The sequence below is a fragment of the Marinobacter sp. genome (assembly GCF_041687235.1).
Taxonomy (GTDB): Bacteria; Pseudomonadota; Gammaproteobacteria; order Pseudomonadales; family Oleiphilaceae; genus Marinobacter.
In genome coordinates this window covers 348542-374610 of sequence record NZ_JAWLCH010000002.1, presented here as the reverse complement: position 1 = coordinate 374610, position 26069 = coordinate 348542, and the positions used below count along the sequence as shown (strand labels likewise).

Here is a 26069-nt window from a genome sequence, read left to right as displayed (position 1 = left end):
TTTGACCCTAAGGCAGCCCATGGGTAATTTACTCGAACTGATCGCTTTGCTCTGGTTCCTGGTGTGCTGGCTCGGTTACACCGAATACTCCAAACGTCGCGCCGCGGATCGACCCTGTCTGTCCAACACCCTCGATCTATACCGGGAAGACTGGATGCGAGTCATGCTGCGCAGGGAAAATCGCATTGCCGACGCTTCGGTCGTTGGCAATCTGGAGCGCAACGGTGCGTTTTTCGCGTCCAGTTGCCTGCTGATCCTCGCCGGTATCATCACCGCCCTCGGCTACACCCAGGAAGTCATGGAAGTCTTCAGCACCATGCCGTTTGGTACCCTGCCGACCCGGGAGATCTGGGAGTTGCGTATGGTCGTGCTGCTGGTGGTCTTCATTTACGCCTTTTTCAAATTTACCTGGTCCATGCGGATGTACAATTTTGTGTCGGTGATGGTAGGCAGTGCCCCACCACCGGACGATACCAAAACCAGTCCAGCAGGGCGGGAGGCGTTTGCCCGCAGCGCCGGAAACATCTGTAATCTCGCGGGCGATGCTTTTAACCTTGGGCTGAGGTCCTACTATTACGCACTGGCCGTGGTAGGTTGGTTTATCCACCCGATTGTTTTCATGGCGGCCTCCACACTGGTGGTTATCGTCCTCTACCGTCGGGAGTTCTGCTCCACCGCGCTGGAAGCGTTGAGGGCCGGCAAGGTGTTCGAAGAACCGTTGCCCGGCAAGGCGGAAAGCAGCCCAAAACCCAAAAGCTGATCCACAGGTTGAACCTGAATGAACGATGATATCCGACGGAAACGGGTTACCCGTTTTATCGAGACACTCAATCAGGCTAAAGAGCTTGGCCTGACGGTCACCGAGGCCACAAAAGGCAGCCTCACACTTTGCCTGCCTTACAGCGACCGAATTATCGGTAACCCGGACACCGGCGTGATCCATGGCGGGGCCATAACCACATTGATGGATACTACGTCAGGCTGTGTGATCCTGTGTGCGCTGGAAGATTTTGAACTCTGCCCGACATTGGACCTCCGTGTGGACTACATGCGCCCGGCCCATCCGAGGAAGCCGGTCTACGCAAGGGCTGAAACCTACCGGGTAACCCGGAACATTATTTTTACCCGCTGTGAGGCGTACCAGGAGGGTGGTGAAACCATTGCCAACTGCGTCGCTACGTTCATGCGTATCGGCAAGGATGCGAGCCCCAAACATTACCGGGACCTGATTACCGGAGGTGAAGAATGACCGATCCTGAAATCCTCCGCTATACCCAGGAAACCGGTGACTTCAACCGTATGCTCAAAAGCATTCCATACGCCACCTGGATTGGCCTTCAGTGTGAGCGTTTCGGCGACGATCTGATTTTCCGCCTGCCCTGCAAGGATTCCAACCTTGGTAACCCGATCCTGCCGGCCATTCACGGTGGCGTGATTGGCGGCTTCATGGAAATGTCCGCCAATATCTACCTGATCATGTCCCAGGAAAGCCTGCGCATGCCCCGCATCGTCGACTTTTCTCTGGATTACCTCCGGGCCGGTCTCAACCGTGAAACCTACGCCGAATGCCGCCTGACCCGCCAGGGCAACCGCGTTGCCAATGTGATGGTCAGTGCCTGGCAGAAATCCCGTTCGCAACCCATAGCGACTGCCCGCGCGCATTTTCTGTTAGAGGACTGAGTTTCAGGCCTTTTCGGGGCTTGAAATGCCCTTCCTCGTCCCCATTTCCTGTTCAACACAAACTCGATAGCCGGGCGGTGTGGTTGGGCAGGTTCGCTTTGCCCAACCACGCCGCTACTCCGAATGTAAAAAGCAGGAGACATACTCACCATGACGGTTGAAGCCAATAAAGAGACGCTTGGATTCCAGACTGAAGTGAAGCAACTGCTTCACCTGATGATTCACTCGTTGTATTCCAACAAGGAAATCTTCCTTCGTGAGCTGATTTCCAACGCTTCAGATGCCGAAGACAAACTGCGTTTCGCGGCCCTGAAGGATGACAGCCTTTATGAAAGCGATCCTGAGCTGAAGATTCGCCTGGATTTTGATGAAGAGGCGAATACCGTCACGTTGACCGATAACGGTATCGGCATGACCCGTGATGACGTCATTCAGAACCTCGGCACCATTGCCCGCTCTGGCACAGCTGAGTTCCTGAAGCAGTTGTCCGGTGACGAGAAGAAGGACAGCAAGCTGATCGGTCAGTTCGGTGTTGGTTTCTACTCGTCGTTTATCGTGGCCGACAAGGTGGATGTATTCACCCGTCGTGCGGGTGCGCCGGCAGAAGAGGGTGTGCATTGGGAGTCCAGGGGCGACGGTGAGTTTTCCATTGAACAGGTCAATCTGGAAAACCGCGGTACCCAGATCGTGCTGCATCTGAAGTCAGACGCCAAGGAATTCGCCAACGGCTGGAAACTGCGCAGTCTGGTGAAGAAGTACTCCGACCACATCTCCTTCCCCGTAGAAATGAGAAAGGAGGACGATGGCGACGACAAGGAGCAGAAAGACGAGTACGAAACCGTCAACGATGCGACAGCGCTCTGGACCCTCCCGCGTACCGAGATCAAGGACGAGGAGTACAAGGAGTTCTACAAGCACATTGCCCACGATTTTGAAGATCCGCTGACTTGGTCCCACAACAAGGTGGAAGGCAAGCTGGACTACACCAGCCTTTTGTACATCCCGGCCCGGGCACCGTTTGATCTTTACAACAGGGAGGCGCCCCGTGGCCTGAAGCTGTATGTGCAGCGCGTGTTCATCATGGATGACGCCGAGCAGTTCCTGCCGCTTTACCTGCGTTTCGCCAAGGGTGTGATCGATTCCAACGATCTGTCCCTGAACGTGTCCCGTGAGATCCTGCAGAACGACAGCACCGTGGAAAGCATCCGTACCGCGCTGACCAAGCGGGTTCTGGACATGCTGTCCAAGCTGGCCAAGAAGGATCCGGAGCAATACCAGAAGTTCTGGGGCGAGTTTGGCACCGTACTGAAAGAAGGCCCGGCGGAAGATTTCAGCAACCGCGAGAAGATTGCAGGTCTGCTGCGTTTTGCCTCCACCCATACCGGGGAGAGCACCCAGAATGTGTCCCTGGACGACTACATCAGCCGGATGAAGGACGGCCAGAAGAAGCTCTACTACATTACCGCGGACAATTTCACGGCAGCCAAGAGCAGCCCGCACCTGGAAGTGTTCCGCAAGAAGGGCATTGAGGTACTGATCCTCACGGATCGCATCGACGAGTGGATGATGGGCTACCTCAGTGAGTACGAGGGCAAGCAGTTCCAGGACGTTGCACGGGGTGATCTGGATCTCGGCGAAGTTGAGACCGAGGAAGACAAGAAGCACAAGGAAGAGGCGGCTGAAGAGCACAAGGATCTGCTGGATCGCATCAAGAACGCCCTCAGTGACAGGGTCCAGGAAGTGCGGGTGACCAACCGCCTGACCGATTCACCGGCCTGTCTGGTGGTGGGTGACTTCGACATGGGTGCACAGATGAAGAAGATCATGGAAGCCGCCGGCCAGAAAGTGCCAGACAGCAAACCGATCTTTGAGATCAACGTGGACCACCCGCTGGTTCAGCGTCTGGAAAGCGAGAAGGGCGAAGAGCGGTTCAACGAGCTTTCAGCTGTGATTCTGGACCAGGCCACCCTGGCCAGCGGTGAACAGCTCCCGGACCCGGGTGCCTACGTTACCCGCCTTAACCGTCTGTTGCTGGAACTGGCCAACTGAGGCCTGGATCCGGTCCTGCGTCGGATTACGCCGTTGGCTAATCCGACCTACAAATCAAGGTAGGTCGGATTAGGCGCAGCCGTAATCCGACAGTGTGACAGGCACGCCGGTTAGTCTTGGTAGGTCGGATTAGGCGAAGCCGTAATCCGACAAAAAGGTCAGAATCAGATGCAGCAGATTATTGTGGATATCAGCATCAGCCCTGATGAGTGGATCAAGCTCTACCAGGGCGTTGCCACCGATGTTCACACCACGGCCCGGGACGGACGCTCTGTCCGGTTCCCGGCCCGTATCCTTTCCCGTTTCTACCTCCGTGATGGTATCCGCGGCAGTTTCCGCATCGTTTTTGACGACGCAGGAAAGTTTTCGTCTATCGAACGGCTCTGATCAGCCGAACCAACCCCCATAAATAAAAGCTTTCACAAATTTATTTTTAATTAATTGTATTGCGCGATTGGCGCCGCGCTATGGTGATGTTGTTGTCGTTAGGCAGGAGCAGATCCATGTCCAATGTATTGTCACTCAGTCGATCAATTACCTGGCCGGATTTACTTGGAATCCTGGCAGAGTACTCGAGCGATTTTGCGTGTGCCCAGTAATCGAAATGGAGCCCGCGGAGCTTGCGGGCAACCTTATAGGCACACGCTATCCCGGACATAAGAAATACTCAGAGCAGAGTGTTTGTGGTGTCCTATAGTTAGGAGTGCCTAATTAGAAGCAGTGTCGTTTTGCCAACCCAATGAGGAGAGAGAAATGACGGATAACAACAGTGCGGGTGGAAAGTGCCCCGTAATGCATGGCTCGAACACTCAGGAAAAGGCCGATGTAGCCGGCTGGTGGCCTGAAAACCTCAATCTTGACATTCTTCATCAACACGATCGCAAAACCAATCCGCTTGGAGAAGACTTCGACTACCGCGAAGAGGTCAAAAAGCTTGACCATGAAGCGCTTGAAAAAGACATGCATGAGCTGATGACGAACAGCCAGGAGTGGTGGCCTGCCGACTGGGGTCATTATGGCGGTTTGATGATTCGTCTGGCCTGGCATGCTGCTGGTACTTACCGGTTGGCGGATGGCCGCGGTGGTGCCGGTACGGGTAACCAGCGTTTCGCTCCCCTGAACTCCTGGCCCGACAACGGTAACCTCGATAAGGCCCGCCGTCTGCTGTGGCCGCTCAAGAAAAAGTACGGCAACAAGATTAGCTGGGCCGATCTGTACATTCTGGCCGGCAACGTTGCCTATGAATCGTTCGGTTTGAAAACTTTCGGTTTCTCCTATGGCCGTGAAGATATCTGGCATCCGGAAAAAGACATTTACTGGGGTGCTGAGAAAGAGTGGCTGGCACCGTCTGACAGCCGTTATGAAGATGTGGATAAACCAGACACCATGGAGAACCCGCTGGCGGCCGTCCAGATGGGTCTGATTTATGTGAATCCGGAAGGTGTCAATGGCCAGCCGGATCCGCAGAAAACGGCTGAGCAAGTTCGTACGACCTTTGCGCGCATGGCGATGAATGACGAAGAAACCGCTGCTCTCACCGCAGGCGGCCATACCGTGGGTAAGGCTCACGGCAATGGTGATGCCGATGCCCTGGGCGCAGAGCCGGAAGGTGCAGACGTGGAAACCCAGGGTCTGGGCTGGATGAACCCCAACCTGCAGGGTAAGGCGACGAACGCCGTAACGTCTGGCATTGAAGGTGCCTGGACCACCAACCCGACCAAGTTTGATATGGGTTACTTCGATCTGCTGTTCGGGTACGAATGGCAGTTGACGAAGAGCCCGGCTGGTGCAAACCAGTGGGAGCCGGTGGATATCAAAGAAGAGCACATGCCGGTTGATACCACCGATCCATCTGTTCGCCGCATGCCGATGATGACCGACGCCGACATGGCCATGAAGGTGGACCCGAAGTACCGCGCGATCTGTGAGAAGTTCATGGCAGATCCGGAATACTTCAGGGATTGCTTCGCCCGCGCCTGGTTCAAACTGACGCACCGGGACATGGGGCCGAAAGCCCGGTATATCGGTCCGGATGTACCGGCTGAAGATCTGATCTGGCAGGACCCCTGTCCCCAGGGGGAGACCAACTACACCGAAGAAGTGGTCAAAGAAAAAATCGCCGGAGCAGGTCTGAGCCTGAACGAGCTGATTACGACTGCCTGGGACAGTGCCCGCACATTCCGCGGCTCTGACATGCGTGGTGGTGCCAATGGTGCCCGCATTCGCCTGGCCCCCCAGAAAGACTGGGAAGGTAATGAGCCTGATCGTCTGGATAAGGTGCTCAAGGTCTACGAGCAGATCTCGTCCGACACCGGCGCCAGCGTTGCCGACATCATTGTGTTGGGCGGTAACCTTGGCATCGAGATGGCGGCGAAAGCTGCCGGTCATGAAGTCCACGTTCCCTTCCTGAAAGGCCGTGGCGATGCGACCGATGAGATGACGGATGCTGAATCCTTTGAACCGTTGGAGCCGCTGGCTGATGGCTTCCGTAACTGGCAGAAGAAGGACTACGTGGTCAAGCCGGAAGAAATGCTTCTGGACCGCGCTCAGCTGATGGGTCTGACCGCACCGGAAATGACCGTTCTTCTGGGCGGTATGCGGGTGCTGGGCACCAACTACGGTGGCACCAAGCACGGTGTGTTCACAGATCGCGTTGGCCAGCTGACCAACGACTTCTTCGTGAACCTGACCGACATGGGCAACCGTTGGGAGCCAACAGGCAAGAACTCCTACAACATCGTGGATCGCAAGAGCGGCAATACCAAGTTCACTGCGACTCGTGTTGATCTCGTGTTCGGTTCCAACTCCATCCTGCGCGCCTACGCAGAGGTGTACGCCCAGGACGACAACGAAGAGAAGTTTGTGAAAGATTTCGTTGCAGCCTGGACCAAGGTCATGAACGCCGATCGATTCGACGTTAAATAAGACCTGTAAGCAGATAGTAGGGCGCCCCGGTAACGGGGTGCCCGTCTATCAACTTCCCGCCAAATTCCTTACAATCCGCTCCGTCTGATTTTTGATCAGTCTCATCCTGTACAGACCCTGTTAAGACTGGAGCATTCATGCGGATTATTCTTGCCCCGATGGAGGGGCTGGTTGACGCACCTATCCGTGAAACCCTCACCGGGGTTGGCGGTATTGACCGGTGCGTAACAGAATTCGTTCGCGTGACCCACGGCATGTTGCCGCCGAGAGTGTTCTACAAATACGCCCCTGAGCTACATAACCGGTCTCTCACCCAGGTGGGTACTCCCGTTGCCGTCCAGCTACTGGGCTCAGACCCTCACCAGATGGCGCGCCATGGTGTGCGGGCTGCGGAACTGGGCGCCACCCAGGTCGATATCAATTTTGGCTGCCCGGCGAAGACGGTGAACAAGCACAAAGGTGGTTGCGTCCTGATGCGCGAACCGGAGCTGATGCATAAAATTGTGGCCGCCGTACGCCAGGCGGTGCCGGGCCATGTGCCCGTCACGGCCAAGATGCGGCTGGGCTATGACGATCGATCTATGGGTGTGGCCTGTGCCCAGGCCCTGGAAGCTGCCGGAGCCGAAGAAATTGTCATCCACGCCCGCAGCAAAGTGGATGGCTACAAACCGCCCGCCTATTGGGAGGAAATCGCCCGGGCCCGGGAAGCGGTAAAGACCCATATCATTGCCAATGGCGAGATCTGGACCGTGGCGGACTACTGGCGATGCCGGGAAGTCTCTGGTTGCGACGATGTCATGATTGGCCGCGGGCTCATAGCCAGGCCCGACCTGGCGCGGCAGATCAAGGCCAGCCAGCAGGGGGAAACGGTACCCGATATGACCTGGCCGGAAGCCGTGGCCCTGGTTCGTGAGTACGCCACGGTTCTGCAGGGCTGGCTGGAGGACCGCTACGTAACCGGTCGCATCAAGCAGTGGCTCAACTTCCTTCGCCAGGGCTTTGCCGAAGCTGAAATTCTCTGGCCCGAGGCCCGCAAGATCCGGCAGGTGGCTCCCATGATGGCCTGTCTTGAACAGCGGGTTTCGGTGCCAGGTTCCCGCGCCGCCTGATACCGATATCCCCCTCGTCAGTTTTCCCTGGCTACACTGGTATTAACGGTTGTGTCGTTCGTATCAATGTCAGCACCAACAATAAAACGAGTGGGAGGACGATCAACATGCTATCAACACGTTTACGCCACACCCTGGCCTTTGCCGGGGCAGGTGCCTGCATGCTCCTGGGCACGGCCATGCCGGCTGCCGCTGATGATCATGTGGTGAAGGTCACACCGCTGGGTAGCCACGATGGTGAGTTCTGCAGTCGGGACCGGGCGCTGGTGTTTGAAGATCCCAATGGCACCCGAATTCTCTACGATGCCGGCAGAACCGTCGCTGGGCCAGATGATCCCCGGCTGGGTAAAATAGATGTTGTTCTGGTTTCCCATATGCATGGGGACCATGTTGGCGACCAACGTATCAGTAAGACCAACCAGGGCAGCTGCGGCGCCCCGGATACCGGCGTTTCAACGCTACCACAATCGAATACCGTGGACATTGCGGTGAAGCATGGGGCGAAAATAGTGACCGGCAGTGAAATGCCCGCATTCTTTGCCGCCAAGCTCAAAGACGCGGGCGGTGACCCTGCAAACTCCATGCTGGTGCGTTTCGGTGGCGAACGTATGGTGGGCGGGGTGGCAATCACCACGGTGCCTGCGGTTCACAGCAATGGCGTTTCGCCTTCCTTCCTGACCGGGCCATTGGCGGAATACCTCGCGGCTGCAGGTGTCGGCGCGAGTGTCGGGCCGCCTACCGGCTATGTGTTGAAATTTTCCAACGGGCTGGTTGTATACCTTTCGGGTGATACCGGTATCACTGCAGAGCAAAAACTGGTGGTGAAGGATCACTATGGCGCAGGACTGGTGGTGATGAACATCGGAGACACTTTCACCACCGGGCCCAAACAGGCTGCTTACGTCATTAATGACCTGGTGCAACCCAAGGCGGTCATTGCCTCTCATGCGAATGAAACCGCTACCTCCGGTGGCAAGGTGCAGGACGACACGCGCACAGCCCTGTTCCGGGATTCAGTGACCGTGCCGGTCCATGTGCCCCTCAGTGGCCGTACCATGGCATTCAATGGCATGGCGAGCTGCGTCTCTGGCTGTAACTGAGGGAACACGCTGGTGCAGGGCAGTTGCCGATCAGTCTTCCATTTCCGGTCGGTAATTGCCCGAGCGCGCTGCACCGTTCAGGCGGGCGCGCTTCAGCATCGCTGCCTGCGCCTCTGGACCATTATCCACATTACCGGCCCAGGCTTTCTGTGCCGGTTCCTGAAGGGCCCGACCATAGGAAAAGCTGAGCTCCCAGGGCTGAGGCCCCATGCTGTTCATGGCATTCAGGTTGATGGTTGCTTCTTCCGGAGTCTGACCGCCCGAGAGGAAAAAGATGCCAGGCACTGCAGCTGGTACTGCCCTGCGAAAGACATCCAGGGTTGCTGTTGCCACTTCTTCCGGTGACGCCTTTGGATTTTCCTTACCCGGTGTCACCATGCTGGGCTTGAGGATCATGTGTTCCAGTTCCACTTTATGCCGGTAAAGGGCGTGGAAAACCTCGCGAATCACCGCTTCGCTCACTTCGGCGGAGCGCTCGATGGTGTGATTGCCGTCGATCAGAACCTCCGGTTCCACGATGGGCACGATGCCCAGAGATTGGCAGATAGCCGCATAGCGGGCGAGAACCTCGGCATTTGCCTCAATGGCCTGCCGCGAGGGCAGGGTGTCCGAGATGTGGAACACGTCCCGCCACTTGGCAAACCGCGCACCCTGGTTTTTGTAGATTTCCAGGCGGTCCTCAAGGCCATCGAGGCCAAAGGTGATTTCATCACCAGGCGCGTTCACAAGGGGGCCTTTGCCCTTATCGACCTTGATGCCCGGCACAATGCCCTGGCTGGCCAGCAGTTTTGGCATGGGTACCTTGTCCAGGCTGTCCTGACTCAGGGTCTCCTCGAAGAGAATCACGCCACTGATAAATTCCCCGAGGCCCGAGGCGGAAAATATGAGGCTGCGGTACTCCTGGCGTTTCTCTTCGCTGGACTCCACCCCAACGGCCTTGAAGCGCTTGGCGATGGTGGGATGGCTCTCATCCGCTGCGAGAATTCCCTTGCCGGGCTGAACCAGTTCCCGGACGGTGGCGTTCAGTTCTTCCTGAATGGTCATAGTGAGCTCCTGATTGATCCTTGAAAGTCTGATTGGTCGTTCGGCCCGCCACCTTATTGTAGACGGTGAATAGCGGTCTGGAATTTGATCTGGGCTAAGGCATAAACCGGCTCTGTGAATTACGCTGTAAAAATAACAACAGGGAAAAGGGAAGGCCTGAATATGAAAACCGTTGTCAGTGTCAGCCAGGGATCTGCCGAATACGATTACGATATGGAAACCGAGTTTCTGGACCAGCCCTTCCGGATTATCCGCATCGGCACAGACGGTGACCTGTCCAGGGCGGAAGCGGTTCTGGAGTCGGTGCATACTCAGGCAGACGCTATAGGCCTGAGCATGGTCCACGATCATTACGAGGTTGGTCGGGAGCAGCTTGAACATCCCGATACGGCCCGTCTTGAGGCCTGTGTGCCGGACAAGCCGGTTACCACTGGCGCGGGCCTGCGGGCAATACTGCAGGAGTGGGCGGTGCGCCATACCCAATCCGAACTGGGGCATTTCTTCGACAATGCCCGTGTGCTTTTCATGAACGGGCAGGCAGGCTATCGGATCGCCAGGGCGTTGTCTGAACACACTGAAAACCTGTTTTTCGCCGACCCCTATACGGATTTCGGTGTCCCCAGATTGCTGACCTCCCTGAAACAGCTTGAAACCTATACCTCGCTGACCGCGCCCATCATGTTCCGGCCAGCGGCCGTAAAGGCGGTGGAAACCATTCTTCGCACGCCGTTGTACCGCTTGGGTGAGAACCTGGTGAAAGGGTCTCTGCACCATGCCGTGTCCGAGTCCCATGTGATTGTGGCTTCCATTGGCGATCTGGAACAGTTCACCCAGAAAGAGTTGGATGGCAAAACCGTGATTACTTCCAGGGTCACGGATGCCGCTCTGGACTGGATGCGTTCCCGACGGGTTGCCATGGTGGTGGACTACAGTCCGTGGCTGGAAGGCCGGCCCGTTGGCGTGAATGTGATGGAGGCGATGATCAGCGCGGCACTCTCCCGAACACCGGATCAGTTGGGGCCCGACGACTATCTGGATGTCATCCAGAGCCTGGGCATTGAGCCCCGGATTCTGTACCCGAACGGTTACCGGAGAGTGAACCGATTTGCCTTTGTCATTCATCCGCTTTCGCAGCAATACCTCACCAAGACACCGCCTCTGGACTGGATTGCCAATGTGTCACCGCCGGTGGTGATGAACCTGGTGGAAAAGGCCATAGCGTATTCACCGCCGTTTATCTACTCGAAAGTATCTGGAATCCGCTCGCCCAATGGCGAGGAAGTAGAAGGCTGGCTCATTACCGTTGGTGGCACGCCCCGTGAGATCATGGCGCACGGGCCTGAATTCACCTACGCCAGACTGCTGCAGGCCGCAAAACTCGCCAAGAAGCTCGGCGCACAGATCATGGGCCTGGGCGCCTTTACCAAGGTCGTGGGGGATGCCGGGATTACGGTAGCCAAGCGTGCGCCGCTGCCGATCACAACCGGCAACAGCTATAGCGCCTCTGGAGCGCTCTGGGCAGCCCATGATGCCATGAAGAAAATAGGGCGGGTCAGTATTGGACCCAGCGGTAAAGCAGCCGGTAAAGCCATGGTGGTGGGCGCCACTGGCGCCATCGGGTCTGTCTGTGCAAGGTTGCTGGCGAAGGCCGTGGATGAGGTTTACCTTGCGGCCCCGGAGCCGGCCAAGCTACTCGCGCTGAAGGAAAGCATCGAACAGGAAACGCCGGGGGCTATTGTGCATGTTGCGGGCTCAGCGGAACGGGATCTGGCGGATATGGACATGATCGTGACCGCCACCTCCGGTGCCGGCAAACGTATCCTGGATATCATGAAAGTGAAGCCCGGCTGTGTGATCACCGACGTAGCCCGTCCCCTGGATATTCCGGCGGAAGATGTGGCCAAACGCCCGGACGTACTAGTCATTGAATCCGGTGAGATCCAGTTACCGGGCGAGGTGCACATGAAAGACATCGGGCTGCCCAAAGGCATCGCCTATGCCTGCCTCGCAGAAACCATTGTGCTGGCCCTGGAGGCGCGTTTCGAGAACTTTACGCTGGGCCGGAACATCGAGTGGGAGAAGGTGAGAGAGATCTACAAACTGGGTCTGAAGCATGGCATGAAGCTGGCCGCCATCTCCGGGGTGAACGGTGTGTTCACCGAGGAGGACTTCGAACGGGTTCGTGTGCTGGCGGCCAGAGAAGAGCCTCAGACTGAGGGATCGAGCACACCGGCGTAGCGCACGCCGCTGAGCAGGGCCATTTCCCGATGCCAGGTGGACAGGTCCTCAATATTGAATTTGCTGAGGCTGTCGTGGCCGCAGGCCCGTGCCATGACCTGCATCAGTGAGACAGAGGCCTCCAGGAAATTCTTCAGCTGTTTGGCAGACTGGTCCACATTCAACCGCTGGCGCAGATCCTTGTTCTGGGTCGCGATGCCTGCCGGGCAGTTGTTGGTGTTGCAGATACGGGCCGCCACGCACCCGATGGACTGCATGGCACTGTTGGCCACCGCAACACCATCGGCCCCCAGGGCCATGGCCTTCACGAAATCCATCGGGACCCGCAGCCCGCCGGTGACAATCAGTGTAACCCGGCCACTGGCGCCGTGGTTATCCAGGTAGCGACGGGCCCGGGCCAGGGCAGGAATGGTGGGCACACTGATGTGATCCCGGAAGATCTCGGGGGCTGCGCCGGTGCCTCCGCCACGGCCGTCCAGAATGATGTAGTCGGCGCCTGCGTCCAGAGCGAACTGCACGTCTCGCTCGATGTGATTGGCGCTCAGCTTGAAGCCGACGGGAACACCGCCGGTTATCTCCCGAACGTGGCTGGCGAAGCGCTGGAAATCCTCAACTGAGCGCAAATCCTCGAAGGTGGGCGGGGAAATGGCCGGTTCACCCTCGGGAATGTTGCGAACCTCGGAGATCTTGCCCGTGTTCTTGTTTCCGGGCAGGTGTCCGCCGGTGCCGGTCTTGGCGCCCTGGCCGCCCTTGAAGTGGAATGCCTGGACTTTCTTCAACAGCTCTTCTTTGTAGCTAAACTTGGCGCTTGCCAATTCATAGAAGTAACGGGAGTTTTCCTGCTGCTCTTCCGGCAACATGCCGCCCTCGCCGGAACAGATCCCGGTGCCAGCCATTTCCGCCCCCCGGGCAAGGGCGATTTTTGCCTCCTCGGACAGAGCGCCAAAGCTCATGTCGGAAACAAACAGCGGAATGCTCAATGTCAGGGGCTTGCGTGCTTCCGGACCGATCACCAGTTCCGTGGAAACATCAGCGTCTTCGGCCAGTGGTTTGGTGGCCATTTGAGCCACCATGATCTGCAGGTCATCCCAATGGGGCAGGGTATGGCGGGGTACGCCCATCGCAGTCGTGGGGCCGTGGTGGCCCATATTACTCAGCCCCTCACGCGCCAACTGGTGAATAAACTCGACCGTGGGCTCTTCCTTCGTGGATTTTGCCTTTGGAACGTCGCCGGATTCATTATCGCCTTCCGGTTCCGGTGCTTCCTCACCCACCTGGTCGTCGCTGAACTTCTGATGGGTGCCGTCGCAATAGGGGGCGTTGCCTGTCTGCTTGCACTGGCAAAGGACGGCCTGCTCGTCTTTTTCGGCAGTGAAGACCTTGGGTTTGAACCCCGTGTCCCCGTGGGAACCGTCGCAGAAGGGCTGGTTGTTGGAGCGGCCACACATGCAAAAGGCGTATTCTTCGCCTTTCTTCAGGCTGACTTTCTTGGGCTTGTTATCAGCGATCACCGGATTGCTCATTGCAAGGCTCCTTGTTTGGCATATGCCAGGAAATGTACAAGGACGTACGGGCGTCTCCCGCAAATAGGCTACTTGTAATGGTCCAGTGTGGATCAGGAATACCCGCGCCGCCACTGCAGCGCGGTTGGCTCAGCGTCCGATTATTGCTGCAGGCCTGCCTTTGCAGCGCGGGCGGCGTGCAGCTTCCGGTAGCTTTCGATCAGCCGCTGATGTTTCTCAAGTCCTTCCAGCTGCATGTTGGTCGGTTCGAGGCCGTGGAATCTGACAGACCCATCCACTGAGCCCATAACGGCTTCCATGGTTTTCTCACCGAACATGCGCGTAAAGTTGGTAATGTAGTCTTCCAGTTCCATCTCGTCGTCGAGGGTGACTTCCAGCACGGCGTACATGGCTCGGTAGAAGAGGCCACGCTCAACGGTGTTGTCGTTGAACTGCAGGAACATGTCGACGAACTCCAGGGCCTCCTCGTGCCACTGAAGGGCAAGGCAGATCAGGATCTTTAATTCCAGAATCGTGAGCTGGCCCCAGATCGTGTTCTCGTCAAACTCCACGCCGATCAGAGTGATGATTGTCATGTAGTTGTCGAGCTGGCTGGCTTCCAGCCGTTCCACCAGATCGGCCAGTTGTTCGTCGTTCAGACGGTGCAGGTTAAGGATGTCTTCCCGGTAGTCCAGAGCCATGTTGGTGTTATCCATGATCAGGTCTTCCACCGGATATACCTCGGAATAGCCAGGAACGAGGATCCTGCAGACCGGCGCGCCGAGCTCCTCGTAGACGGCGACATACACTTCCTTGCCCATGTCCCTGAGAATGCCAAACAGGCACTCGGCTTCCTCGGCGTTGGTGCCGGAGAAATCCCATTCGACGAACTCGTAATCGGATCTGGCACTGAAGAAGCGCCAGGACACCACACCCGTGGAATCGATAAAGTGCTCTACGAAGTTGTTGGGTTCGGTGACCGCCAGGCTATTGAACGTGGGCGCCGGCACATCGTTGAGGCCTTCAAAGCTGCGGCCCTGCAGTAGCTCCGTCAGGCTCCGTTCAAGGGCCACCTCGAAGCTTGGGTGGGCGCCGAATGAAGCAAATACGCCTCCGGTTCTCGGATTCATCAAAGTAACGCACATCACCGGGAACTGGCCGCCCAGGGAGGCGTCTTTCACCAGGGTCGGGAAGCCCTGTGCCTCGAGCGCTTCGATACCTTCGAGAATGTCCGGGTATTTCTCCAGCACGTCCCGGGGCACATCCGGCAGGGCAATTTCCTCTTCAATAATCTGCTTCTTCACCGCCCGCTCGAAAATCTCCGAGAGGCACTGTACTTCTGCCTCTTGCAAGGTGTTGCCAGCACTCATGCCATTGCTGAGGAACAGGTTCTCGATCAGGTTGGACGGGAAATACACCGTTTCGCCATCGGACTGACGCACAAACGGCAGGGAGACAATGCCGCGCTCGGTTTTGCCGGAGTTTGTGTCGATCAGGTTGGAGCCGCCCAACTCGCCGTCCGGGTTGTAAATGGCCAGGCAGTGGTCATCCAGAATGCCTTCAGGCAATTCATCATTCGGGCCGGGCTTGAACCACTTTTCGTTTGGATAGTGGACGAATTCGCTGTTGGCGATTTCTTCCCCGAAGAACTGGTCGTTGTAGAAAAAGTTGCAGCTAAGCCGCTCGATGAACTCACCCAGGGCAGAGCACAGTGCGCTTTCCTTGGTGGCACCCTTGCCATTGGTGAAGCACATGGGGGAGGCAGCATCGCGAATATGCAAGGACCATACGTGCGGCACAATGTTTCGCCAGGAGGCAATCTCGATCTTCATGCCCAGCTCTTCAAGGATGCCGGTCATGTTGGCAATGGTCTGCTCCAGGGGCAGGTCCTTGCCTTCGATAAAGGTCTGGCTGCCACCCTCCGGCTGCGTCATCAGCAGCGCCTGGGCGTCGGCATCCAGGTTCTCGACGGTTTCGATCTCGAAGGTCGGGCCGGTCTGGACCACTTTCTTTACGGTACAGCGGTCGATGGAGCGCAGAATGCCCTGTCGGTCTTTCTCGGAGATGTCTTCGGGCAGCTCTACGGAAATCTTGAAGATCTGGTTGTAGCGGTTTTCCGGGTCCACGATGTTGTTCTGGGACAGGCGGATGTTTTCGGTCGGAATGTCCCGCGCCAGGCAGTACACCCGAACAAAATAAGCCGCACACAACGCTGAGGAAGCCAGGAAGTAATCAAAAGGGCTGGGAGCGGAACCATCGCCCTTGTAGCGGATGGGCTGGTCGGTCACGACAGTGAAATCATCAAACTTGGCTTCAAGCCTGAGGTTGTCGAGAAAGTTGACGTTGATTTCCATTACAAAGGTACCCGGATTGGAGAATTTGGCGCGTCATGGGTTTTAATGGCGGCCATTATCCAGTTTTTGCAGGCGTTCGTCTTGAGGGATTGTACGGGTGCCCAGATCCAGCGGCGAACCTGGAATGAAAAAGCCTGTAAGTCTTTCTAGAGGCGAGCTAAAGCCCGCTTTTTCTTCATCTATTAGCCTGGCAGGTGTGCCAGTGGTAGCGGCGACTGGGGCTTAACCGTCTGAATTGCGAAATTACTGCGAATATCCCGCACGCCGGGCAACTTTAGCAGTGTGCCGGTCAGAAAATCTTCGTAAGCGCGCAGATCCGGAACCACAACCTGCAACAGAAAATCGGATTCGCCGGACACCAGGTGGGCCATGATAACTTCCGGCAAAACGCTGACCGCTTCGCGAAATGCTTCAGCTTCTTTCTCCCGGTGGCGTTCCACTTTGATGCCTACGAACACGGTAAGCCCCAAACCCACGTGCTCCTGATCCAGAACCGCACTGTAGCTTTTTATAACGCCGGACTCTTCAAGCAGGCGCACGCGGCGGGAACAGGGGGATGGCGACAAACCGATGTCTGCTGCCAGATCAATATTGGGCAGGCGGCCGTTGGCCTGTAGCGCCTCAAGAATTTTCCGGTCGAATCGATCAAACTTGTAGTCTGGCATGATTGGTATGTCTTTTGGTTAAGAGTGATTAAAAACACTAATTCTAGATCATTTGTTGGCTGATAAAGCAACCCTTCACTGCAGGGAGGTGAGTATACTCTATACCTTGAGTTAAGGACGAAAAGCGCGGATATGGGTGACCTTTTACTGTTTTTCACGGCCCTCGTGGCAATCTATCTTGCACCCGGCCCAGACATGATTCTGGTGCTGGGCACCACCGTCAGCGAAGGGCCAAGGTACGCCATTGCCACCGCCACGGGCCTTGCTGTAGCCAGATCCATTCATGTGTTGCTTGCGGCCGTGGGGCTCGCCGCGCTTTTTGCTTCACAACCCTGGACCTATCATACGGTTCGGCTGCTTGGTGCCGCCTATCTGATTTACCTGGGTCTGCAGTTTCTTAAGAAGACCAGCGTCTTGCCAGTGCAAAGTGATCTGGCTGCGGCGGGCGTTGCAAAAGCCGGTTATCTGGCTGCCTTCCGCCGGGGGCTTGCTACCAACCTGCTTAACCCGAAATCCCTTATTTTCTGCTCGGTCCTTCTTCCTCAATTCATTCACCCTGAGCTTTCCGGGGTCGCAGGCCAGTTCGCAGTTCTCGCACTGATTCTGGTACTGACCGGTTTTGCCTTTGATCTTGCCTATGCTCTGCTGGGCCGTGGTTTATGGGCCCTGAGCGCTGAAAATGCCAGGTATCAGAAAGCCCAGAACAGCGTTTTTGCCCTGTTATTGATGGGAATAGGTGTGAAGGTGGCTTTCACGTAGCGTTACTGGACCCCCGTGAGGGCATGCTCAACCGCCTGCGCCGCGTGAATCTTTGTTGTATCGTATAGCGGAATGGGGGTGTCAGCCTGGCGGATCAGCAACCCAATTTCGGTGCACCCGAGAATAACCGCCTGCGCACCGCGCTCGGAAAGCGACGTTGTAATGTCGAGATACGTCTGGCGTGATGCGGGATTGATTTCGCCCTGGCAGAGCTCTTCATAGATGACCCGATGAACCTCATTCCGCTGGGCTTCTTCCGGAACGATTACCTCAATACCAGCTTGCTCCAGCCGGTCACGGTAAAACGCCTGTTCCATCGTGAACCGCGTTCCCAGCAGTCCCACGCGGCTTATGCCATCCCTCGCCAGCACCTTTGCCGTTGCATCGGCGATATGGAGTAGTGGGATCCGGATAGCCTGCTCAATTTCCGGAGCCACCTTGTGCATGGTGTTGGTGCCGATGACCAGGAAATCCGCGCCAGCCTTTTGCAGTGAAAGCGCGGCGCTGGCGAGAATGTCCGCGGTAGCCGGCCAGTCGCCGGCGTGCTGGAGCGCTTCGATTTCGGCAAAATCGACGCTGTAGAGCACCAGCTTTGCGGAATGCAGGCCACCAAGCCGGGCCTTCACGCCCTCATTCATCAGGCGGTAGTAGGTCTGTGTGGACTCCCAGCTCATGCCGCCGAGAAGGCCAATGGTTTTCATGGCAAATCTCCCCTTTATCCGCTCGCCATAACGATCGACAACGCAACCGCGTAGACCGTCAGTATCAAAGCACTTTCAAAACCGATCTTACCGATGCCATAGCGTTGCCGCCGGACCATGCCCATCAGAAGTGTTGCTGTCATCAGAATACTGACAAGACCCCAGGTCATCTGTATGGGCGTTATGTCGTGATAGATGGAACCACCTGGATAGCCCACATCGGCTGACGCGATCACCAGCATGTTAAAACAGTTGGTCCCAAAAATATTGCTCACCGCAAGCGTTAGTGCGTTCCGGCGAATGGCTGCAATCGTTGTGACGAGTTCGGGTGAGGAGGTAGCGAGCGCGGTAAACAGCCCCCCGATCAGGGAATCCGAAAGGCCCGTTTCGTCGCTGATCACTTTGGCGCCTTCCATCAGCACCCATCCGGCCAGACCGGTTATCGCAGCCAGCACAATGAAGCTGACCCATGCCCGGGCAAGACCGCCGTGAAGGTAATGGCCGGGTTTGTCGGGAACCGTCTGGCGGGTGAGGCGGGGAAACCACATGGGTTTACTGTCTGTGGTACGAACCAGGTGCAGCCCAAACAGATAGGCTGCGGCAATAACCGGGGTAATCGGGTGTAGGCCCCAAATGGAGACCGGGGGACTTGCGATTGCCAGCAGCGGCAGAGCCAGTAAGACGATCAACAGCGCGGCCAGCATCAGGTTGGTTGAGGACGCAGCGGCGTGTTCCAGGTTGGCCTTTCGGTAAATGATGTCTGCAATGCCCAGAAAGACCAGGTTCGCAGCCATACTGCCCATGACATTACTCATGGCCAGATCCGGCCTTGAATCCAGCGCTGCGCTGAGCGTGGCGGCGAAGTCCGGTAGTGACGTTACCCCGGCCAGCAGAAAGATGCCGAACAAGGCCTCGCCCAGGCCCGTGCGGTCTGCCAGCTCATCGGCGACCCGTGCCAGCAGGCTGCCAGCCGTTACGATGACGATGGAGGCGACGAAAAACGCAATAATCGCGGTAGTGAGTGATGAAAACACAAAAGGCCTCGACCAGTCCCGGTGGGTTTAACTATAGCCGGTCTGGCAGTGCAGGTAACGCATCGTTCTGACCTTGTTTTATCCCCATTTCACAAACCGCTTACCATTAAAAACATAAGGAAAGAGTCCGTTCGGTCAGGTCCAGCGTATCCGCCGTAAGATTAATTTTAAAAGAGTCTTTACGGAATCCAGCACAATCCGTGTCGTAACTTTCAAGGGTCTGGTCTTCATGCTTCAATTATTGTCCGGTCTGTTTTTCCCCTCCCGCGCATCACTCATTCTTGAGCAGGCGCCGCAAGCCATACTAACCATAGATCGGCACAACAGAATCTCCTTTTTTAATGCAAGCGCCGAGAAGTTGTGGGGCACAGGCAGGGATAAAGTGATTGGCCAGGCAGCCTCGGATCTCCTGCCCGGAGACGTGCTTCGGCGGCTTGCCAACGGGGCAAGCGAATCTGAGGAAGTCTATCTCGAGAGCTCTCATGGGCGTGGCTTCTGGGCCCACCTGGATGTGACCGGATTGGAACCCGACTCAAACACCGAAAAGACAGTGTTCGTTCGAGACATCAGTGAGGACAGGCACGCCCGCGAGATGATGAACCAGACGTTGGAGCAGGCGATGGATGCCGTTATTTCCATCGACGAGCACAATAACGTCACTTTCTTTAACAGAGCGGCCGAAGACATGTGGGGTTACAGCCGGGAGGAAGTGCTTGGGCAGAATGTGAAGATGCTGGTGCCCGAGGCGATCCGCTCCCAGCACGACAGTTTTGTAAATCGCAACCGTCAGACTGGCGAAAACCGGATCGTCGGCAGTTACCGTGAACTCACCATTGAGCGAAAAGACCGATCGAAAATATGGGGGCAGGCCGCGATCAGCAAAATCGAGTTTGACGGCCTGATCACCTACACAGCGTTTATCAAGGACGTCACGCAAGAAGTGGAAAAGCGCGAGAAAATGGAAATGCTGTCGCTGGTGGCGGATCATGCCAACAGCGGGATCATCATCACTGACGGTGACGGCAAGATCGAATACATCAATGCTGGCTTTGAAAAGCTGACCGGTTACAGCCTCGAAGATTGCAGGGGTCGAAAACCGGGTCCTATGCTTCAGGGGGAGGGCACTGATCCTGAAACTGTCCGGCAGATCCGGGAGCATCTGAATCGGCAGGAGCCGTTCTATACCGAGATCCTCAACTATCACAAGGATGGCACCCCTTATTGGGTTTCCCTTTCCATCGCACCGGTGTTCGACGGACATGGCCGGGTTCAGCGATTCATATCCGTGGAGGCCGACATTACTCGCAGCAAGCAGCAGACGGTGGACTTTACCCGTCGCCTGCAGGCTATCGAACGTTCCATGGCCACCATTGAGTTCAACCCGGACGGACGCTTTCTCAGCGCCAACGGCCTGATTCAGAACCTCTATGGCACTCAGGATAAGGTGGCCCGGGCGGCGAATCAGCTATGGTCCCAGCTGGATCGGGAAAGCACCGAGGTTCTCAGGAAAACCGGAGAATTCAGCGGCAAATCCACGGTGCAGCTGGAAGACATGCCAATGCTGGCCCTGGATTACCAGATTGTCGCCCTTAAGCAGTTCAACGGGAATGTTCGGAAGTACGTTCTTTTTGGCATCGATATAACCGACCGCCATGTTGCTCTTCAGGAAACCCAGGAAGCGATGGATTCGGTGCTGCAAGTGAGTAATAAGATCAGCGGAATCGTCTCCACGATTAACGGTATCGCCGAGCAGACCAATCTGTTGGCGCTCAATGCGGCCATCGAGGCCGCGCGGGCTGGCGATGCGGGCAGAGGATTTTCGGTAGTGGCTGAAGAAGTTCGCTCTCTGGCCCAGAAATCGAGTGCGTCTGCCGGTGAAATTGACGGGCTGGTGGACGAAACCAATCAGCGGGTATCGGCCCTTGCAACGTCATTGAACAGAATCGAAGGCTAAGAAATGCCCGGCTTTTCTCAGCGCAAAACACGCCTGACAAGTACCGGGCCAACCAACTCGAAGATAATCGTAGAGGCTACTACGACAGGCAGTATGGCATCTTGGAATTCAGGAAAACGCTCGGCCGCCAGCAGCGCCATACCAATCGCGACACCGGCCTGGGGTGTTAACGCAAGGCCGATATCGCGTGGAAGCTTGTTACCTCTTCGATCTGCGACCAGAGTTGAGAGGTAGCCGCCCAGAACACGGCCGCCCAAGCGCAGTGTGATATAGGCGAGGGTCAGTAAGATTGCATCGTTGGCCTGATAAAGATCGATGCTTGCCCCCGAGAGGACAAAGAAAAACACCAGAAACGGCCACTCAATATGCTCGATCTCCCGGAAGGATCTGGTGTGGTGATGTGAAAGATTGGCGACCAGGCTGCCAGCCACCATTGAGGCCAGTAGCGCCGACACCCCAAGCGAAGATGAAAATCCTGCCAGCAACAGGATGAGTGCAATCGCTTCAACTTGAGTGGGCTCACCAGGCCTGAGACGACCTGTGAGCCATGCGGCCGGCAATCCAATCGCTGCACCCAGCAGTATCGCGCCACCCAACTCCCATATTGCGTGTAGCAGGGCCAGTTCCGCGTCACTTCCAATCAACCAGCCGAGTGTCGCCATGCTCAGCCCGAATACGAGGATACCCCACCCGTCGTCAATAGCGACAATGCCCAGTAGTAGTTTTGGCAAAAGGCCTGTCTTGCGGGTTTCCCGAACAGATTCGGTGACTGCTGCGGGATCCGTTGCCACCGAAATGGCGGCCAGGGACACTGCTACAACCAGTGGATAGCCCAGTACAAGCAAACCTGCACCGACCAGCAGGCCGCCACCAACGATAACGAAAAGTGAAACAACCAGGATGAGCGGGCCGGTGCGTCGAAGCCGGTCGATCTTCAATTCGCTTCCAAGAACGAAAGCAACCATTACCAGGGCCAATTGGATCAACGGCTCGCTCAGGCCGCCAAGCAACTCCCCTTGTCGCTGCCCCAGTAACACTTGCTGAATGACCGCTATTGCAATGCCTACCAGCATCAGAATCGAAATGCGCGGTACTCTTGTGCGACGCGCGACAGTATCCGCAAAAATGCTGGCGGAAAGTATTACGCCAAGCAGGATGACATTCACTTTCGCCTGTGTAGTCGTGATTGGCAGCCACTCTGGAAGTTGTTCGATCATCAGTGCCCTGAAGTTTCCTTGGGGTTTATTGTGACGGTTGTGTTGCCACCAATTGTAGCTTCCTGCCGGACAGCAATTGCTCTAGCTTTACATTGCGGATAGCATAATTTTGTGGCCGGTCGGGAAGCAATAACGATACTCCTTGAGCAGAGGAACGGCGTCATGAGCAATATATTGTCGTCAACAGAGCAAGGCTGTGATGTGATCGAAGCGCAGTGCGATGCTATCCAGACGATACTGTCACCCCGTGCCTCCGATCTTGGAGGCTTCTCGGTACGACGCCTTTTGCCAACAGCAAAACGGAAAATGGTCGGCCCATGGATCTTTTTTGATGAAATGGGCCCGGCGGAATTTCCAGCTGGCGAGGGCATCAATGTGTTGCCCCATCCCCATATTGGCATTGCCACCGTAACCTATTTATTTGAGGGCGAGATACTGCACCGGGACTCCGTGGGTAGCTACCAGCCAATCCGGCCCGGCGATATCAACCTCATGGTAGCAGGGAGCGGCATAGCCCATTCCGAGCGGGAGCGCCCGGAAGTTACCGCAACGGATCACCGTTTACATGGGCTCCAGCTCTGGCTGGCTCTGCCAGAAAACAACGAAGAAACGGCCCCAGCGTTCCACCATTATCCCGACGATAACATTCCGTCCGTTGAGATCGACGGCGTACCGGTCCGTGTCATGATTGGCAGTGCCTACGGGGTGACTTCGCCCGTGCTTCAGTTCAGTGAAACCCTCTATCTGGAAGCCACCCTTAAAGCCGGTCAGACCCTGGAATTACCCGAGGCCCCCGAACGGGCTGTTTATATTGCCAGCGGAGCGCTACGCGCCCATGGTTTCGAGCTCCCTACCCATAGCATGACGATCTTCTCCCGGGAGCCCGGCGTTGCCATAACCGCCACGGAAGATACCCGGATTGCCGTGATTGGGGGTGAGCCGCTGGGCAAGCGATTTATTGAGTGGAACTTTGTCTCTTCCAGCAAGGCCCGTATAGATAAAGCCAGAGAAGATTGGAGGGCAGGGCGGTTCGAGAAAGTCGTGGGCGATGAGGAAGCGTTTATTCCGTACTAGCCCGCTGTCTCGGTTTTCCACGGGCTTCGCGCCTTGTATCCGGAGGCTGCAGTCCTCAGGGTTGAAACAACCCATTCTTCAAAACGAGGGGAAAGCCAGAGTCCATGGAGCCCGTCACCAAGAAACCCTGCATTGACGTCTGCGAGTTTAACAAGAAGGCCATCTGTAAAGCCTGCGGCCGAACCCGACAGGAAAAAAAGGAATGGAAACAGCTCTCGCCCGAAGAAAAACAGGCGATCTGGACACGTATCCTGGGGTCTCACGGCTAGGGTAAAGGGAAGAATCCCAAAGCATTGCGCGAGTTGTACGAGAAGGCGAAAAAGAAGCAGCGGAAGAAGAGCTGACAAGGCTCTGGCGAGCGAGTGTGACTAGATAGCCTGCAAATCTGCAGCCGCCGGTTCTGAAGCGGACGACTGCACTAAGCTAATTGCTCTTACAAGGCGGCTGGAGCCTTATGGCTGGGATGGTGTGCACTAACGTGCCGCAGGAAATCCATGGTCTCCGTTGAGGAAATCTTCTTGTCGCCGGCTTTCTTCGGGGTCTCAGTGCCGGTGAATGAAACGATATCTCCCATGCTTACCATGCCGCAAAGCTGGTTGTATTGATTGACCACCGGAAGACGCCGCACCTCATGTTTTTCCATGAGCTGTAGAACTTTTTTAATGCTGTCGTCCGGTGAACAGCAATACAGCTCACGATGACTGCAGATATCTTCGGCACGAATATCCCACAACGGCCGGTGTTGCAGAGCCGCGCCCATGGCGATATCCCGGTCTGTGATTATGCCCAGTGGGTGTTCCATATCATCCACCAACGGAATGGCGCCGCAGTCGTTGTTCCACATCATCATGGCAACGTCCTGTAAAGACATCTGTGGGGAGCAGCTCGCCACTTCGGTAACCATCACTTCATTGACTTTCATTAGGATGTCCTCCTTCCTGAGGTTTGGCTGTCCAATGAATGCCGTCAGCAATTCGCCCCTGCGACATCGGATCCTGCATACTTCCTTGGGCCGTTCATCCTGAAGGCAGCGCCCTGGATTTTTATCCGGCGCCATCATCAATGTATTCCCGCCCATGTCTAATGTCCATGCTCCAGATTTCGATAGCCCCGAATGCTTTTATCTCCACCAACCTCAATTTTATTCAATAAACTCTCCGGACTTCAGGCCAGACTCATCCCAAGATACGAACGGAGAATAAAACCATGAGTCTTTCCCTGATTCTGCCAATGTCCGCGTTTGCTCTGGCCGCCTCTATATCTCCGGGGCCGGTCAACCTTGTCTGCCTCAGCAGTGGTACCCGCTATCCGGTTTCTCGCGGTCTTGTTTTTGTGACCGGAGCCACGCTGGGCTTCGTTGCCCTGTTCATTGCTGTTGGGCTTGGGTTGTTTTCGTTATTAACCATGCTACCCATTTTTGAGGAGATCCTCCGTTGGGCGGGCGTCGTTTTCCTGTTGTACCTGAGCGTGAAGTTGGCTACGGACAATGGCCGCTTGCCCGAGGGAGAGTCCAGGAAGGCCCCCGGTTTCACGACGGGGGCACTGATGCAGTGGCTCAACCCCAAGGCGTGGCTGGCCTCGGCTTCCGGTATTGGTGCCTATACCAGCGCCAACGATCTGGATCAGATTCTGATGTTTGCCTCAGTCTATCTGCCGATTTGCTGGCTGTCGCTGGCCTGTTGGGTATACGCCGGTGCTTTCTTGCGGAGGTACGTTCAGCGGCCGGAGGTGCTGGTAACGGTGAACCGAACTCTGGCTCTATTACTCGCGGCCAGTTGTCTGTATCTGGTGATCGGGTGAGAGTCGACGGTACTGATTTGGCGTTGCGGCCATTAGCCGTTTGAAAGCACGCTGGAAATGCGGCTGATCGGCAAACCCTGCGTTCAGGGCTGCTTCGGCGATAGGAATGCCATTTTTCAGATCCACCCGTCCGAGTTGGACGCGACGGTTTACCAGATAGGCGTGAGGTGTCAGGCCAAAATACTGCTTGAACGCCCGAATAAGATGCCCGGGACTGTATCCGGAAAGCTCGCAGAGTGTGTCCAGCGAGACATCTTCTGCGGCATGGTGGTCCAGGTAACGGGCAAGGGCAGAGAGGGTATCTGGTGCCCGGGATTCTGCAATAAAGGGTTGCTCGGCCAGTTTTTGCATCAAGTCCGACAGGAACTCGACCACTTCGGTTTGTTTCTCCAGCAAATCACTCCGGGGATCAAGAAGACACTCCGCCATGCGGCAATAGCGCTCATACCAGATGGTTTCAGATATTGTTGCTGTGGAAATATCCTGCCAGAGGGGTTCTTGCAGAAGCCCGGCGCGAAGCCGCAGATCCGTCAGCCAGTCGGTGTCCACGTAAAGCATCAGGTAGGCCCAAGGCTGATTGTCGATAGGGTTGCAGGCATGAACCCATTCCGGATTCATGAGTACCAGATCACCGGCGCGTACGCGATAACGGTCATTTCGGTACTGAAATGTGCTTTTGCCGCCAGTAATAGCACCAATCGACCATTGGGTGTGGCTGTGAGGGTCATAACAGACCTTGCGACCATCGCCCACCTTCCTCAATTCCACATGGGGGATTCGGGCATCCCGCCAAAATAGGGGCCTGCTTTCCATGTTGGCAATGTGTGACATAGCTTCCTCGCTGCAAACACCTTGAATAGAGTG

At 56.3% G+C, this 26069-nt stretch carries 23 protein-coding genes; 14 read left to right on the top strand and 9 right to left on the bottom strand.

The window, feature by feature from the left end; all coding sequences use genetic code 11:
• Nucleotides 1-19: 19 nt before the first annotated feature.
• The 8 genes from ACESMK_RS05480 to ACESMK_RS05445 all read left to right on the top strand — a co-directional run bounded on the left by ACESMK_RS05480 (nucleotide 20) and on the right by ACESMK_RS05445 (nucleotide 8863).
• Nucleotides 20-760 (top strand): DUF599 domain-containing protein, encoded by a 741-nt coding sequence (locus tag ACESMK_RS05480; RefSeq protein ID WP_372996070.1) that lies wholly within the window; start codon nucleotides 20-22, stop codon nucleotides 758-760.
• Between the two features lie 18 nt (nucleotides 761-778).
• On the top strand, nucleotides 779-1249 hold the full coding sequence (locus ACESMK_RS05475) for a PaaI family thioesterase (protein ID WP_372996047.1): 471 nt from the start codon (nucleotides 779-781) through the stop codon (nucleotides 1247-1249).
• Nucleotides 1246-1680 (top strand): PaaI family thioesterase, encoded by a 435-nt coding sequence (locus ACESMK_RS05470; RefSeq protein WP_372996045.1) that lies wholly within the window; start codon nucleotides 1246-1248, stop codon nucleotides 1678-1680. Before ACESMK_RS05475 ends, ACESMK_RS05470 begins: the two co-directional genes overlap by 4 nt.
• Before the next feature lie 150 nt (nucleotides 1681-1830).
• Nucleotides 1831-3729, top strand: a complete 1899-nt coding sequence (gene htpG / locus ACESMK_RS05465; protein WP_372996043.1) for a molecular chaperone HtpG — start codon at nucleotides 1831-1833, stop codon at nucleotides 3727-3729.
• A gap of 168 nt (nucleotides 3730-3897) precedes the next feature.
• Nucleotides 3898-4116 carry a DUF2835 domain-containing protein gene (locus ACESMK_RS05460; protein ID WP_008172004.1) on the top strand — a complete coding sequence of 73 codons (219 nt, stop codon included), beginning with the start codon at nucleotides 3898-3900 and terminating at the stop codon, nucleotides 4114-4116.
• 366 nt (nucleotides 4117-4482) lie between these two features.
• Complete coding sequence (katG, locus tag ACESMK_RS05455; RefSeq protein WP_372996040.1) at nucleotides 4483-6654, top strand: catalase/peroxidase HPI; 2172 nt, start codon at nucleotides 4483-4485, stop codon at nucleotides 6652-6654.
• 137 nt (nucleotides 6655-6791) lie between these two features.
• Nucleotides 6792-7763 carry a tRNA dihydrouridine synthase gene (locus tag ACESMK_RS05450; protein WP_372996038.1) on the top strand — a complete coding sequence of 324 codons (972 nt, stop codon included), beginning with the start codon at nucleotides 6792-6794 and terminating at the stop codon, nucleotides 7761-7763.
• Between the two features lie 107 nt (nucleotides 7764-7870).
• Complete coding sequence (locus ACESMK_RS05445) at nucleotides 7871-8863, top strand: MBL fold metallo-hydrolase (protein ID WP_372996036.1); 993 nt, start codon at nucleotides 7871-7873, stop codon at nucleotides 8861-8863.
• A 30-nt stretch (nucleotides 8864-8893) separates the two neighbouring features.
• Here the strand turns inward: ACESMK_RS05445 and ACESMK_RS05440 are convergent, their stop codons facing one another.
• Nucleotides 8894-9907, bottom strand: coding sequence for a class I fructose-bisphosphate aldolase (locus tag ACESMK_RS05440; protein ID WP_372996034.1), 1014 nt, complete (start codon nucleotides 9905-9907; stop codon nucleotides 8894-8896).
• 162 nt (nucleotides 9908-10069) lie between these two features.
• Between ACESMK_RS05440 and ACESMK_RS05435 the strand changes: the two genes are divergently transcribed.
• The gene (locus ACESMK_RS05435) at nucleotides 10070-12145 is read left to right on the top strand and encodes a dehydrogenase (RefSeq protein WP_372996032.1); all 2076 of its coding nucleotides are present in this window, start codon (nucleotides 10070-10072) and stop codon (nucleotides 12143-12145) included.
• Here ACESMK_RS05435 and ACESMK_RS05430 read toward each other — a convergent pair.
• The 3 genes from ACESMK_RS05430 to ACESMK_RS05420 form a co-directional block, all read right to left on the bottom strand.
• Nucleotides 12115-13668, bottom strand: a complete 1554-nt coding sequence (locus tag ACESMK_RS05430; RefSeq protein WP_372996030.1) for a glutamate synthase-related protein — start codon at nucleotides 13666-13668, stop codon at nucleotides 12115-12117. The two genes, ACESMK_RS05435 and ACESMK_RS05430, sit on opposite strands and share 31 nt — an antisense overlap.
• 140 nt (nucleotides 13669-13808) lie before the next feature.
• A complete protein-coding gene (locus ACESMK_RS05425; RefSeq protein WP_372996028.1) occupies nucleotides 13809-16001 on the bottom strand; it encodes an OsmC domain/YcaO domain-containing protein in 2193 nt (730 codons plus the stop codon).
• A gap of 182 nt (nucleotides 16002-16183) precedes the next feature.
• The gene (locus ACESMK_RS05420; protein WP_372996026.1) at nucleotides 16184-16666 is read right to left on the bottom strand and encodes an Lrp/AsnC family transcriptional regulator; all 483 of its coding nucleotides are present in this window, start codon (nucleotides 16664-16666) and stop codon (nucleotides 16184-16186) included.
• Between the two features lie 132 nt (nucleotides 16667-16798).
• Here ACESMK_RS05420 and ACESMK_RS05415 point away from each other — a divergent pair, with 132 nt between their 5' ends.
• The gene (locus ACESMK_RS05415) at nucleotides 16799-17425 is read left to right on the top strand and encodes a LysE family translocator (RefSeq protein WP_372996024.1); all 627 of its coding nucleotides are present in this window, start codon (nucleotides 16799-16801) and stop codon (nucleotides 17423-17425) included.
• Nucleotides 17426-17427: 2 nt separating this feature from the next.
• On the opposite strand, the gene ACESMK_RS05410 is transcribed toward ACESMK_RS05415, so the two are convergent.
• Together ACESMK_RS05410 and ACESMK_RS05405 are read right to left on the bottom strand one after the other, a co-directional pair.
• Nucleotides 17428-18126: an aspartate/glutamate racemase family protein gene (locus ACESMK_RS05410; RefSeq protein WP_372996022.1), complete on the bottom strand. Its 699-nt coding sequence runs from the start codon at nucleotides 18124-18126 to the stop codon at nucleotides 17428-17430.
• A 14-nt stretch (nucleotides 18127-18140) separates the two neighbouring features.
• Nucleotides 18141-19160 carry a sodium:calcium antiporter gene (locus ACESMK_RS05405; RefSeq protein ID WP_372996020.1) on the bottom strand — a complete coding sequence of 340 codons (1020 nt, stop codon included), beginning with the start codon at nucleotides 19158-19160 and terminating at the stop codon, nucleotides 18141-18143.
• 229 nt (nucleotides 19161-19389) lie between these two features.
• On the opposite strand from ACESMK_RS05405, the gene ACESMK_RS05400 reads away from it, so the two are divergent.
• Entirely contained in the window at nucleotides 19390-21114 is a 1725-nt protein-coding gene (locus ACESMK_RS05400; RefSeq protein WP_372996018.1) for a PAS domain S-box protein, read from the top strand.
• Between the two features lie 17 nt (nucleotides 21115-21131).
• Here ACESMK_RS05400 and ACESMK_RS05395 read toward each other — a convergent pair whose 3' ends face one another.
• Nucleotides 21132-22331 carry a cation:proton antiporter gene (locus ACESMK_RS05395; protein WP_372996016.1) on the bottom strand — a complete coding sequence of 400 codons (1200 nt, stop codon included), beginning with the start codon at nucleotides 22329-22331 and terminating at the stop codon, nucleotides 21132-21134.
• 162 nt (nucleotides 22332-22493) lie between these two features.
• Between ACESMK_RS05395 and ACESMK_RS05390 the strand changes: the two genes are divergently transcribed.
• Nucleotides 22494-23405: a pirin family protein gene (locus ACESMK_RS05390; protein ID WP_372996014.1), complete on the top strand. Its 912-nt coding sequence runs from the start codon at nucleotides 22494-22496 to the stop codon at nucleotides 23403-23405.
• 104 nt (nucleotides 23406-23509) lie between these two features.
• Nucleotides 23510-23674 (top strand): DUF1289 domain-containing protein, encoded by a 165-nt coding sequence (locus ACESMK_RS05385; protein ID WP_372996012.1) that lies wholly within the window; start codon nucleotides 23510-23512, stop codon nucleotides 23672-23674.
• Between the two features lie 164 nt (nucleotides 23675-23838).
• Here ACESMK_RS05385 and ACESMK_RS05380 read toward each other — a convergent pair whose 3' ends face one another.
• The gene (locus ACESMK_RS05380; RefSeq protein ID WP_372996010.1) at nucleotides 23839-24327 is read right to left on the bottom strand and encodes a CBS domain-containing protein; all 489 of its coding nucleotides are present in this window, start codon (nucleotides 24325-24327) and stop codon (nucleotides 23839-23841) included.
• Between the two features lie 284 nt (nucleotides 24328-24611).
• On the opposite strand from ACESMK_RS05380, the gene ACESMK_RS05375 reads away from it, so the two are divergent.
• Nucleotides 24612-25205 (top strand): LysE family translocator, encoded by a 594-nt coding sequence (locus ACESMK_RS05375; protein ID WP_372996008.1) that lies wholly within the window; start codon nucleotides 24612-24614, stop codon nucleotides 25203-25205.
• On the opposite strand, the gene ACESMK_RS05370 is transcribed toward ACESMK_RS05375, so the two are convergent.
• A complete protein-coding gene (locus tag ACESMK_RS05370) occupies nucleotides 25167-26036 on the bottom strand; it encodes a helix-turn-helix domain-containing protein (RefSeq protein WP_372996006.1) in 870 nt (289 codons plus the stop codon). The genes ACESMK_RS05375 and ACESMK_RS05370 overlap by 39 nt on opposite strands.
• Between the last annotated feature and the right edge of the window lie 33 nt (nucleotides 26037-26069).